The organism is Afipia sp. OHSU_II-C1 (assembly GCF_000497575.1).
Taxonomy (GTDB): domain Bacteria; phylum Pseudomonadota; class Alphaproteobacteria; order Rhizobiales; family Xanthobacteraceae; genus Afipia.
In genome coordinates, this window is record NZ_APJI01000020.1 from 34,131 (window position 1) to 46,388 (window position 12,258).

Consider the following 12,258-nt stretch of genomic DNA (forward strand, 5'->3'; position numbering starts at 1 on the left):
ATCTCCTCAGTTGGCAGGCTCTGGAATGCGTGGTCGCCGTTTCGATGTCGGGGTTGATGACGTCATCGGCCCGTGAGGACCTTCCGGCAACCGGAAGCCCTTGATCAGGCCGAAGATCGCCGGGATCACGACCAGCGTCAGCACTGTTGACGAGATCATGCCGCCGATCATCGGCACCGCGATCCTCTGCATGATTTCCGATCCGGTACCGGTGCTCCACATGATCGGCAGGAGGCCCGCCATGATAGCAACGACCGTCATCATCTTGGGGCGGACGCGCTCAACCGCGCCTTCCATGATGGCGTCGTAAAGATCCGCTCGCGTGACCAAGCGGCCCTCAGCCGTACGCTTTGTTTCGATCTCGGAATAGGCCTGATTGAGATAGATCAGCATGACGACACCGGTCTCGGCGGCAACGCCCGCAAGTGCGATGAACCCGACGGCGACGGCGACGGAAAGGTTGAAGCCGAGCCACCACATCAGCCAGAGGCCGCCCACTAAGGAGAACGGCAGCGACAGCATGACGATCATGGTCTCGGTGATCGAACGGAAGTTCAGATACAGCAGCAGGAAAATGATCAGCAACGTCACCGGGACAACGATCTTGAGGCGCGCGGTGGCACGCTCGAGGTATTCATACTGTCCGCTCCACATCACGTAGTAACCAGGCGGAAACTGAATGCTGGCCTGTACCGCCTTTTGCGCATCGGCGACATACCCGCCGAGATCGCGGTCACGAATATCGACGTAGACGTAGCTCGCGAGCTGCCCGTTTTCGGTCCGGATCGAGGTCGGCCCGGGATCTAGACTGATCTTGGCGACCTCGCCCAGTGGTACAGCGCCGCCCTGTGGCATTGGCACAAGCACGTCGGACGCGATCTTGCGGGGATTGTCGCGGAGGTCGCGAGGATACCGCATGTTGACCGTAAAGCGCTGACGGCCCTCGACGGTGGTGGTCACCGTCTGTCCGCCGAGGGCAGTGGCGATGGTGTCCTGCACGTCCTGGATCATGATGCCGTAACGCGCGAGCGCCATCCGATCAGGCGTGATGTCCAGATAGTAACCGCCGATGCCGCGCTCGGCATATGCGGAGGACGTGCCGGGCACAGCCTTCAGGACGCGCTCGACCTGCTTCGCCAGCTTGTCGATCTCCACCAGATCCAGACCGATCACCTTGACACCAACCGGGGTGCGAATTCCGGTTGACAGCATGTCGATGCGGGCCTTGATCGGCATGGTCCACGCATTGGAGACGCCCGGAAATTGTAACGCCTTGTCCATTTTGGCGATCAGACTATCGATGGTCACGCCGGGCGGCCACTGCTCCTTCGGCTTGAGATTGATGATGGTTTCAAACATTTCCGAAGGCGCCGGATCGGTCGCGGTCGCGGCACGCCCAGCCTTGCCGAACACCGAGGCCACTTCCGGGAACGAGCGAATGATCCGGTCTTGGGTCTGCAGCAGTTCGCCCGCCTTGGTGACGGAAATGCCCGGCAAGGTCGTCGGCATGTAGAGCAACGTGCCCTCGTTCAAGTTGGGCATGAATTCCGTGCCGAGTTGGCGCGCGGGCCACACGGTGACAGCGAGTATTGCGACGGCGAGAACGATGACCAGCGTCTTCGCCCGCATTACGCCCTTAATGACTGGTCGGTAGATCCAGATCAGAAAGCGGTTAATCGGATTCTTGTGCTCCGGAACGATCCGCCCGCGGACGAAGATCACCATCAACGCAGGCACCAGCGTTACCGACAAAAGGGCAGCCGCCGCCATCGCGAACGTCTTGGTGAAGGCCAGCGGGCTGAATAGCCGCCCCTCCTGCGATTCCAATGTGAAGATCGGCATAAAGGAGACAGTGATGATCAGTAGGCTGAAAAACAGCGCGGGCCCGACTTCGGATGCGGCATCGATCAGGATTTGGAGACGCGACTGACCGGGCACGGCACGTTCCAGACGTTTGTGCGCATTCTCGATCATCACGATCGCCGCATCTACCATGGCCCCGATCGCGATCGCGATGCCGCCGAGGCTCATGATGTTTGATCCGATGCCGAGCAGCTTCATCGCGCCGAACGCCATCAGTACGCCGACAGGCAGCATCAGAATGGCGACTAGCGCGCTCCTGACATGCAGCAGGAAGACGATACAGACCAGTGCGACGATGATGCTCTCCTCGAACAAGGTATGCTTGAGCGTCGCGATAGCGGCATTGATCAAGGTCGAGCGATCGTAGACCGGAACAATCTCGACCGACTTTGGCAGGCTGCTCGCGATCTCCTTGAACCGTTCCTTGACGTTGTTGATGACGTCGAGAGCGTTGAGGCCAAATCGTTGCAGAATGATGCCGCTGGTGACCTCTCCTTCTCCGTTTAATTCCGTAATGCCGCGCCGTTCGTCCGGGCCAAGTTCGACGCGGGCGACGTCGCGCAACAGCACGGGCGTGCCGTTGTCGGTCTTGAGCACAATGTTGCCGAGGTCGTTGATGTCCTTGATGTAGCCTCTGCCCCGGATGACATACTCGAACTCGGACAGTTCAACGGTTCGTCCGCCGACGTCGGCGTTGCTGGCGCGGATCGCGTCACGCATCTTCTGCATGGTGATGCCGCGGTCGCGCATGCGCTGTGGGTCGAGAACGACGTTGTATTGGCGCACGAAGCCGCCGGCGCTCGCGACCTCCGCGACGCCTCCCGCTTTCGCCAGCGCAAATTTCAGATTCCAGTCCTGAATGGCCCGCGTGTCTGCAAGATTGAGGTCCTTGGAGACCACGGCGTACTGGTAGACCCAGCCGACCCCGGTGGCGTCGGGGCCAATGGTCGGCGTCACGCCGGACGGCAATCGCGGCGCGGCACCGTTGAGGAATTCGAGCACGCGCGAGCGCGCCCAGTAGATGTCCGTTCCGTCCTCGAAGATCACGTAGACGAAGGACACGCCGAAGAACGAAAACCCGCGCACCACCTTCGATTTCGGTACCGTCAGCATCGCCGTCGCCAGCGGATAGGTTACCTGGTCTTCGACGACCTGCGGCGCCTGACCCGAATATTCCGTGTAGACGATGACCTGCGTGTCCGAGAGGTCCGGAATCGCATCCAGCGGCAGGTGCACCAATGCATAGATGCCTGCAGCAGCCGCGAAACCCGCGCCGAACAATACCAACAGCAGATTGCGGGCCGACCAGGCGATCAGGCGTGCGATCATGGCTGGCCTCCCGCTTCCGAGAAACCCTTCAGCGCAGCCTTCAGATTGCTTTCGGCATCGATCAGGAAGTTCGCCGACACCACCACGGGTTCGCCGTCGTGGAGACCGTCCTTCACCTCGACGTAACCGTTGCCACGCTGACCGAGCTTCACCTCCCGCGGCTCGAAGCGGCCCTGCCCCTTGTCCACCAACACCGACTGCCGCGTACCAGTATCGAGCACCGCACTTTCCGGAATCGCCAGAACCGGTGCCGGATCGCCCGTATCGATCTCGGCGTCGACGTACATGTCAGGAAGCAAGGCGAGATCAAGGTTGGAAAGTTCGACCCTGATCCGTGCGGTACGGGTTTCGCGGTTCACCTGCGGATAAATGACGCCGATCTTTCCGGAAAACGCACGCCCCGGAAAACTGCGTGCCCTCACGGTGACCGTTTGGCCTACGCGCACTGCACCGAGATCTCGTTCGGCCACATCCACCAGGGCCCACACCATGGAGACGTCGGCGACACGGAACAGGACATCCCCGGGCTGTGCCCGCATGCCCTCGATGGCGTTGCGTTCCAGCACGATGCCGTCACGTGGCGCGGACCATTCAATCGCAATCGGAACTGTGCGACTCTTTTCCATGGCGACGATCGCCGCGTCCGGAACGTCGAGATTCATCAAGCGTTGTCGCGATCCGCGACCGTATGGCCCGTTACCGCCTGTGGCCGAAGAATTGATCGTTGAAATGTAGTCCGCGGCCGCCGAGGAAATCGCTGGGCTGTAAATTTCCATCAGCGGCTGCCCTTTCTTGACGGCAGATCCGGTGGTGACGTTGGAAACCTTCTGCACCCAGCTTTCCGCGCGCATTGAAATGACGGATATCCGCCGCTCATCGAGCTGAATCGTGCCGGGCGCCCGAACCAGCGTTCGGACCACGCGGGGCGCGGCGCGTTCGGATTGCACGCCCGTGCGTTGGATCTTGCCCGGCGACAGCTTGACCGAGCCGTCGCCGGTGTCCTCGCCCTCATAGACGGGGATGTAATCCATGCCCATCGAATCCTTCTTCGGCACTGGCGACGTGTCCGGAAGGCCCATCGGGTTGCGGTAGTATTTGATCTTGCGCTCGATACCCTTGGTGTCGGCAACCTTGGTGCCGATCTCCTCGTGCACGGGATTATCAAAGCTGAGGTCCGCGCCGGACGGCACCGCGCGGTACGCCCGCCCATCCGCCGTTTTCTTCGGCGTCAACGAGTAGAACGGCTTGTCATCTGGATCCCGATAGTAAATCGGTGCCGCGGCGGACTCGGCCGCCGCCGACGTCGTGAAATGAACCAAGCCAACCCTGCGCACATGGTCGGCAATGAATGCGCCGCCGACCGCCGCAATTATTGCGCCGGCGGCAACACCTGTCAGGACAGCCCGGCTCATTTCTGCGCCGTGATGACGAGCTTGTTTTCGACAGTGCCGGTCTCGCCCTGCACCTTGGCGCCGAGCGACAATTGCCAACGGCCCGCCATGCCGAACGTCGCCTTGAACTTGTAGATGCCAGGCTCGCTTCCCGGCATCGGCGTGATCTTCGTCGCCATCTCCTGCATACCGTCTGGCGCCATATCGAGACGGATCGCGAAGATCACCGCGTCGGGGACCGGCTTTCCGGTCTTGTTATTGATCAACTTGACGGCGATGACCTTGTCAGGCCCAGCCTGGACGGCCTGATCGATCAGTTCAAACTTGTAGTCCTTAATGTCCGCAAAGGCTGCGGTGCTGGCAGCACCGATTACGGCCATAGCGATCAACGCACCCTGAAGGGTGCGCGTATAACCTGACATACTCATGTGTAAATCCTCGAACTTCGTTGGTCTGCCGTATGACGGCGCGCATCATCCGCGCAGGTTCGACCGCGCGGTATCGAACGGCGCTGATACGCCGATCAGACCAGGGTTCGAGGAGGATGGTCGGGCGGTGGACGATCGAGCCCGTCGCTCATGAGATCATCATGGAGCGCGATTTGGTGATGCCGAGCTACACGCACGACAATCGCCTCGACAGCGGGATGCGACGCCAAATTCTTCACTGCGCAAATCGCAAGCAGCGGGCAATCCTTGCAGTCATTCTTCTTTTGCGTGTCCGGACAACACGGCATGTCGCCAGCCATCGACGCCATGTCGGACATCGCGACGTTGGACGGCCCTATCTCGGCGGCTGGCGATACCAGCGGCGCTGCGACGAGCCCTACGATCGCGACGACCGCAAGCACTCGACCTATGAGATGGCGAATATCCATACTCTACCCTGACACGACCTCGGGAACCGGAAAAGTGGGAATCCTTCACATATTCGGCAACGACGGATCACTATGCCAAATGCAGAAGCCGAACTGGTTAATGAAATCGATCTGCTTTAGCCGACCGACCGCGTCCCCTCAAACTCCATGTAGGTACGTCGACCATCCGACCCGAACAGAACGACCGCGTATCGTTCGTGTGCTCCCCCCTCCATGCCGGGCGACCCCATTGGCATTCCCGGCACGGCCACGCCCGTCGCAACGGGACGCTCCCTCAACAAGCGCTGAATGGCCGCCACCGGAACATGTCCCTCGATGACGTAGCCGCCCGCTTCTGCCGTATGGCATGCGGCCAGATCGGTCGGGACTCCCAAGCGCTTTCGGATGTTCTGAAGGTTTCTCTCTTCCTGAACTGTGACGTTAAATCTTGCCACTTCCAGATGGCGCACCCACCCCGAGCAGCAACCGCAACTCGGATCCTTGTGAACACGGATGATGGTGCTCTCTACAGCCTCGGAAACCGTCGGAGCAATCAATGCCGCCGCGACAATTCCCAGTGCGCTCCGCCGCGATACGTTACCTGTGTTCACCTTGAGCCTCCTTCCAAGCGGATCATCCTTCACGTAATTCCATTGTCACTACCCGACGGCCGGCTGCATCGTACCGAGGATGCTGACCGCCAGGAGAACCATCCATCCCAAGACCTGCTCTCCGAGCACATGGTTGCGCAGCTTTGCGGACGACCTCGTCAATCCCTCAGCCGCATCCGTTCGAATCCTGCCCATCGATGGAACGAGCCAGAACCGATTCGCGACCGCGAGCGCGAGCATTCCACCGAACAGTGCAAGCTTCCCGAGAAGGATTTGGCCGTACGGCGTGTCCAGCAACCCGGACGGCGATCCGACCAGAAACCAGCCGTTGACGAGGCCCGACCCGATCAACGCAGCAACCGCAAGATATCCCATGCCGGAGAACCGGATCAGAATTCGGTCCATGTCCTTCGGTCCGACGTTAAGATCCGTTCCGAGATAGCGATGCAGGATCAACGCCAATGGAATAAGGCCGCCGAGCCAGGCTCCGGCAGCGAGAAGGTGTATGGCATCGGCAACAATGTGCACGACGCCAGCCCAGCCGTCCTCAATCTGAGCGTGACCCGTCCCGGCCAACGACGCCAAAAGGATTGCGGCCAGGAGCGGCATCATCCAGTTCTGGTGATGCGCCGCCACCTTCGAACGAAGGCCCCATGCCGCCACGCCAACCGTGAGTGTCGCAAGGAGCATGCGCGACGTCCAAACGGCACCGAAACCCGTGTCATGGAGGACCGCCCATACTGTCCCTGCATCGACGAGATCGGCCATGCTGCCGCTCATATTCGCGGCCGCAAACGCAAACCAGCCTAGGCCGCTGAACAGCGTCGCAACGGCGGTCCACAAAAGCCACCGTTGCCGCCAACGACCCAAGACGTCCGGTTCGGCTCCCGCATATGCATAGAGTGGAAACCACGACAGACCCGCGAGGGCCGTTGTCGCCAGATAGTGCAGGAACCGCGCGATGATAAGTCCGACCTCGATCATCAGCGGGTTACGCTGAATGAATAGGAGCCCTTGACGCGATGGGTGTCGTCCGAGACGGCGTGCCAATCGACCTTGTACTCACCGGGAGACAATTCCTCCTTCACTGGAACGACCAATCGCTTCTTGTCGGCCGGATCAACGGAAGACTTTCCGATGGCGACCGCCCGGCCCACCTTGTCTTTGATTTCGATCCCGGAGAATTTCGGTATCACCACTTCATTGAAGGTGATCCTGATCTGCTTGGGCGACGACGTCGTCGCGCCAGCGGCAGGATCTGACGTCTCGAGTTGCGGGTGAGCAAGAGCAACCCCGCCTGAAAGAATTGCTGTGATCAATGCAAGGCTCGTTGAGATCTTCGACATCATGTCTTCCTGTGTGGCTGTAAGACGGAGATTCATTTCACGTCGAGAACGAGCATCAGGCCTCCGCCGTCCTGCTGCTCGACATTGTTGTTCGCGGTGTGATGCGGGATGTGACAATGCACGAGCCATTTGCCCGGCTTGCGGGCGGTCCATATGACGTCATAGCGTTGGCCTGGGCCGACGTTGACGGTGTCCGCCTGATAACGCGCGCTTTCGTTCAACGTCACGCCATCGACCGCGACGACCTCGAACGGGCCGCCGTGGACATGCATGGGATGAATGAAGTTATTGTTGGTGCCGATGAACCGCAGCTTGATGGTTTGCCCGACCTTCATTGCAATCGTGTCGGTCGAAGGATAGGCCTTGCCGTTAATGGTGAAGTAGTTCGGCATCGCTCCTTCCATCGACATGGCGGGATAGGTCAGCCATTCGCGTTTCAGCCATTCCTGCAACTGGATCGTGTAATCCAGATCGGCTTTCACTTCGGTCAATGGATCCTTGGGCGCAATCAGCAATGCGCCGTAGAGCCCGAGCGCCTGCTGCCGGTCCGGGTGGTCGTGGCTGTGGTAAAAATACGTACCGCTTTGCCCGACCGTGAATTCGTAGGTGTAGGAACCGCCTGGAGGCACCGGATCCTGGGTGATCTTCGCCGGGCCATCCATTTTGTTCGGCACTATCAGGCCGTGCCAATGCACGGTCGTGGATTCCGGGAGATTGTTGTGAAAGTTGAAGCGGACGTGATCGCCCTCGGTCATCTGTAACCGGGGCCCCGGCACCTGATGATTGTAGGCGTAAGCATCGACGGCTTCGTCGGGAAGAATGTTCCAGCGAATGACGGACGCTTCCAAGTCAAACACTTTGACGCCGTTCTCGATCCGCGGTTGCAGCACCTGGTCGCCCTTTGCGTCGGGCGGAGCAATATAGGTAACCTGTCGCGGCTTCACAGCGGCCATGTCCTTCATGGCCTCACCGGGAAGATCGAACGTGTTGATCATACCCGGCGGCATGATGGAGGCATCGACGTCGCGGGCGCTGAGACTGAGGTTCACGGAAAAGCCGGGAATGACCATTCCGGATATCAGGAGAAACCCCGTCACGCCGGCGAGCGCCACCAACTGCGGGGTGGTTGCGTCGCCTCCCATCTGATGGTCGCTGCCGTGGGCCATCTTCTCCATGGCCGGCTTGTTTGTGTGGTCATCGTGGGCTTTTGCGTCATCATTGGACCGAACGGTCATCAGGCCGTGTTTGACCTTCTTCTTCACCATCCAGACGTTGAACGGGTACGCCGTCGTAAACCCAACCATGACACCGAGCGACATCACGCCCCAGAAAACCAATTCCAGCGGATCCATGGCGCGCATATCGCGGCCCATCATCAACAAGCTCATCGTTGGCGCCATTCCCGCCATCATGGCATTCATGCTGATGAATTCGGGCATGAAGCTCTTGCGCACGTTTTCCCAGTAGGTGCCGCCCATCATCTTTTTCATGAAGAGCGACTGGAAGATGAAAAGCCCGAACGAAAACCCGGCGATATATTCGACGATCAGGTCGATCCACATCGGCAGTCCGAGCGATGCCGTCACGACCGCCGCTAGAATAATCCCGGTGGCGTCGCCAGCGACACAGTGGATAGTGCTTCCGATCCCTTGTTTCCAAAGCGGCGCTGTGAACCGTTCGTGCTCACCGGGGCGCGGCTCCTTATCTGCCAGTACGTAGAGCAGCAGACCGAATGGCCCCATATAGAGCGTGACTAGAATGAAGCCCCACTTCATCACTACCGGTTCAGGGTTGCCATTGAATTGATCGAACGCAACGTACGCCGTGGAGGCGGCCGCGAGAACGAACCAGGCAATCAAGAAGTAGTCATATGGAAGGGCAATCATGGAGACCTCGCTCAAACCCAATCGCTGAACATGCGGACCATCGACCACAGGCGTGTTTCCGGTTGTCTTTTTGACGCCCGAGCTGCCTCATCGTTCTTTCCGAAGAAGGCCGCCCACGTCGCAAACCGTGATGACCGGTGGGTGCATCATTCATTCTCCCTTTTTCGGCTGATTGCCGCGCGTGACCGGCGCCTTGGGGGAACGCACGTCAAGAGTTCGGGACCACGTCCGATAGAGCGCGACGGTCGTCATCAGCAGAAGTCCGCCAACACTCACCCCGATTTGGGTAAGCAGACGGTCCGAATACATCTCCAGAATGAAATGCCCGACGAACGACAGGAAAATTCCTATGCAGAACACCTCCAGCGACCTCTGACCGCATACGATGATCGGACGCGCCAGCCTCGAACGAAGGCCGTTCCAGTCTCGCGGAACGACACGAACCACGATCACCGCAAGCGCCAGAAAATGAAGGATCCTGTAGGGAGCAAGATTGGTTTTCTCACTAAGGACATCGAACACGGGCGACAGCGACGTCGATAGACCGAGGCGAGCGCCGACCGTAACGACGAATGCGAAAACCACGAATGCCACGCTCGCAATCAGGACAATTCGGGACCGAGCCAACGCCTGCGCCCGCGCGGCACCGCCCAATGCCGCCCAAGCGCCCATCGTGAACAGAAGCTGCCATGTAAACGGATTGAAGTACCAGCCGCCGGAAGGATGCGCAGGGAAATTCCAGCCGAAATGGCGCGCCAGCAAATAGACCGCGGTTGCAGCAGTCAGCGCCGCGTCCGGGGCCCGCATCATCAGCATCAGCAACGGGGCAAAGCCCGCCATCAGCACGATGTACAAAGGTAGGACGTCTAGATTGAGCGGCTTGAACTTGAGAAGGAGGCCGTGTGTGAGAGTCGCTACCGGCTGCTGGATCAGTCCGGCCACGTTGAATTCGTCAAGCAGGTGGGAATGTCCGTAGCTTTGCGCCACATACCCGATGGCCGCGGCGTAGAACACGAACAACAGAACATGCGCCACATAGAGTTGCCACACGCGGCGGATCAGCAAGGCCATCCCCGCGAGGTATCCCTGCGCGGCCATCCTGCGTGCATAGATGAAGGCGGCGGTGTAACCGGAAATGAACACGAAGACGTCCGCGGCGTCGCTGAAGCCGTAGTTTCTCGTGGTCGCCCAGGCAACCGCGTTATTCGGAATGTGGTCCAGGAAGATCGCCCAATTCGCCAGTCCGCGGAACAGATCCAGCCGCAGGTCGCGCCCCAAGGATGATGATCTGCGTTCCCCAGCGATCGGCTTTTCCGCCCGAACGGATGCGCTTTGCGAGCGCCGCGCCGGACCCCGATCCTGTCTAGGCAGACTCATCGTCATCCTTCCAGTCTTCCAATGTTCCCTGCTGACTCGGCCGCTCGCCTTGGGGCGAGCCTTCCGGAACGGGCTGTCCAATCAGTCATTGCAAGTTCAATCTGAAAAGGAGGCTTCCGCCGACATGAGGAAGTTCGGGATGCCACGGTATCATGGCCCGGCGGACGCTCCGCTCCATGGCCTTCGGCGGTGCCTCCGCCGAGCGAACCTGCATTCGGATCGCGCCGCATGTCGCCCTCGGTCATCGGCGAATCCATTGCGCAGACTGCAATCGGTCTTCCCAAACCGGGCTTCGCGTGGCGAACACGTTGTAGCCGACCCAACGATATCGCTTCACGCGATCCAGCACCGCCGGACCTTCGACGCGAACGAAACGACAATCGGCGGGGTCGAAGATGTAGAGCCTCAACGCGGCCTCATTCATCAAATGATACGAAACACCGTGCGCCCGATCCGAGCCGCGATCCTCGCAGATCAAAAGCGAATCTCCGGACAACAAGTTCTTTGCGCCTTCGATTGCTTCGATCTCAACCCCTTTGACATCCAGCTTGATGACCGTCGGCGCCTGTGCATCGAGGACGCTGCCGAGTAGGCCGTCGAGCGAGACGCGTCTCACCGCTCCGTGATCGTCCTCCTTCGCCGCATACGTCGAAAATGCCTCGTGTCGTCGTCCCGCGACACGCACGAATCCGCCTGTGCTGCCGCCGATGGCCGCGTTCACGCAGCGATACCGGTTACCATTCAATCCGGCGTTCAATGCGAGCCGCGCGGCGTTATCGGGTGAGGCTTCGATCGCCAGGACGGTCTGGCGGCCGAACGGTTCGCTCGATGCGAGGACCGACCAGTAGCCGAAATTGGCCCCGCAATCGACGAAGGTGTACCTGATGTCGGCGACGCTCTTCAGAAACGCCTCGATCTCTTCTTCGTAGTCGTACCGACCGTTGAGGATTCGGCTCCAGTATCGATCACAAAACGGAATCGCAAATCTTGCATCTGCATTCAATCCAACGACGATGTCGCGTTGCGCGACGGCGCAGGAAACCACGTCGCACCCCCATCCGTAACCGCGGTGACCGACGGGCCGCGTAACGACGGAGCCGACCTGCAGTGCGCACACCGCCATTTGGTCGACCAGGCTTGCCCCACTTAGGCTGCCGCTCTGACGGTCGTAGAAAAACTCTGCATTGACCCCATCGTTACGACGCAACGATCCCTCCATCCTAAAACTCCTACTCCGCCGCATCCGACGCCGCCGAACCTGAGGCCGACGGCGTCGGAAAGCCGGGTGCTATTTCTGCTTCTCGATCTTGGTGACGGTGATGCCAGCCGTTGCCCGTTCGGCTTGGAATTGCACCTTGTCGCCGACCTTGACCTGTTTCAGCATCGCCGGGTCCTGGACGCGGAACACCATCGTCATGCCGTCCTCGTCCATGTCGAGGTTCTTGATCGGTCCGTGCTTCAAGGTGATCTTGCCGGCGGACTCGTCAATCTTCTTGACTTCGCCCTTGGCCATGTCGGCCTGCGCGATGGCGGCGGCGGACGACAAGGCGAAAGCGATCGCGAAAATTCCCGCCATGAAGTTGCGTGTTTTCATTTTCA

The 12,258-nt window shown here is 59.9% G+C and carries 11 protein-coding genes; 1 reads left to right on the forward strand and 10 read right to left on the reverse strand.

Annotated features, from left to right (window positions below):
• Positions 1 to 6: 6 nt before the first annotated feature.
• From I554_RS0120955 to I554_RS0120965, 3 genes are read right to left on the reverse strand one after another with little or no spacing between them, the layout of a single operon-like run.
• Entirely contained in the window at positions 7 to 3,192 is a 3,186-nt protein-coding gene (locus I554_RS0120955; protein WP_024574401.1) for an efflux RND transporter permease subunit, read from the reverse strand.
• Positions 3,189 to 4,604, reverse strand: coding sequence for an efflux RND transporter periplasmic adaptor subunit (locus I554_RS0120960; RefSeq protein WP_024574402.1), 1,416 nt, complete (start codon positions 4,602 to 4,604; stop codon positions 3,189 to 3,191). Before I554_RS0120960 ends, I554_RS0120955 begins: the two co-directional genes overlap by 4 nt.
• Positions 4,601 to 5,011 carry a FixH family protein gene (locus tag I554_RS0120965; protein ID WP_024574403.1) on the reverse strand — a complete coding sequence of 137 codons (411 nt, stop codon included), beginning with the start codon at positions 5,009 to 5,011 and terminating at the stop codon, positions 4,601 to 4,603. The genes I554_RS0120960 and I554_RS0120965 overlap by 4 nt, the downstream gene beginning before the upstream one ends.
• A 161-nt stretch (positions 5,012 to 5,172) precedes the next feature.
• On the opposite strand from I554_RS0120965, the gene I554_RS27785 reads away from it, so the two are divergent.
• Positions 5,173 to 5,472 carry a hypothetical protein gene (locus I554_RS27785; protein ID WP_155848251.1) on the forward strand — a complete coding sequence of 100 codons (300 nt, stop codon included), beginning with the start codon at positions 5,173 to 5,175 and terminating at the stop codon, positions 5,470 to 5,472.
• Positions 5,473 to 5,576: 104 nt separating this feature from the next.
• On the opposite strand, the gene I554_RS0120975 is transcribed toward I554_RS27785, so the two are convergent.
• The 7 genes from I554_RS0120975 to I554_RS0121005 form a co-directional block, all read right to left on the reverse strand.
• Positions 5,577 to 6,050 carry a DUF411 domain-containing protein gene (locus I554_RS0120975; protein WP_024574405.1) on the reverse strand — a complete coding sequence of 158 codons (474 nt, stop codon included), beginning with the start codon at positions 6,048 to 6,050 and terminating at the stop codon, positions 5,577 to 5,579.
• Positions 6,051 to 6,098: 48 nt separating this feature from the next.
• Positions 6,099 to 7,034: a copper homeostasis membrane protein CopD gene (gene copD / locus I554_RS0120980; protein WP_024574406.1), complete on the reverse strand. Its 936-nt coding sequence runs from the start codon at positions 7,032 to 7,034 to the stop codon at positions 6,099 to 6,101.
• Positions 7,034 to 7,396, reverse strand: a complete 363-nt coding sequence (copC, locus tag I554_RS0120985) for a copper homeostasis periplasmic binding protein CopC (RefSeq protein WP_024574407.1) — start codon at positions 7,394 to 7,396, stop codon at positions 7,034 to 7,036. The genes copD and copC overlap by 1 nt, the downstream gene beginning before the upstream one ends.
• Positions 7,397 to 7,428: 32 nt before the next feature.
• Entirely contained in the window at positions 7,429 to 9,282 is a 1,854-nt protein-coding gene (locus tag I554_RS0120990) for a DUF4396 domain-containing protein (RefSeq protein WP_024574408.1), read from the reverse strand.
• A 150-nt stretch (positions 9,283 to 9,432) separates the two neighbouring features.
• Entirely contained in the window at positions 9,433 to 10,659 is a 1,227-nt protein-coding gene (locus I554_RS0120995; protein WP_244432811.1) for an OpgC domain-containing protein, read from the reverse strand.
• A gap of 241 nt (positions 10,660 to 10,900) precedes the next feature.
• The gene (locus I554_RS0121000; RefSeq protein ID WP_024574410.1) at positions 10,901 to 11,878 is read right to left on the reverse strand and encodes an FkbM family methyltransferase; all 978 of its coding nucleotides are present in this window, start codon (positions 11,876 to 11,878) and stop codon (positions 10,901 to 10,903) included.
• A gap of 69 nt (positions 11,879 to 11,947) precedes the next feature.
• Positions 11,948 to 12,253 carry a copper-binding protein gene (locus tag I554_RS0121005; RefSeq protein WP_024574411.1) on the reverse strand — a complete coding sequence of 102 codons (306 nt, stop codon included), beginning with the start codon at positions 12,251 to 12,253 and terminating at the stop codon, positions 11,948 to 11,950.
• Positions 12,254 to 12,258 lie beyond the last annotated feature (5 nt).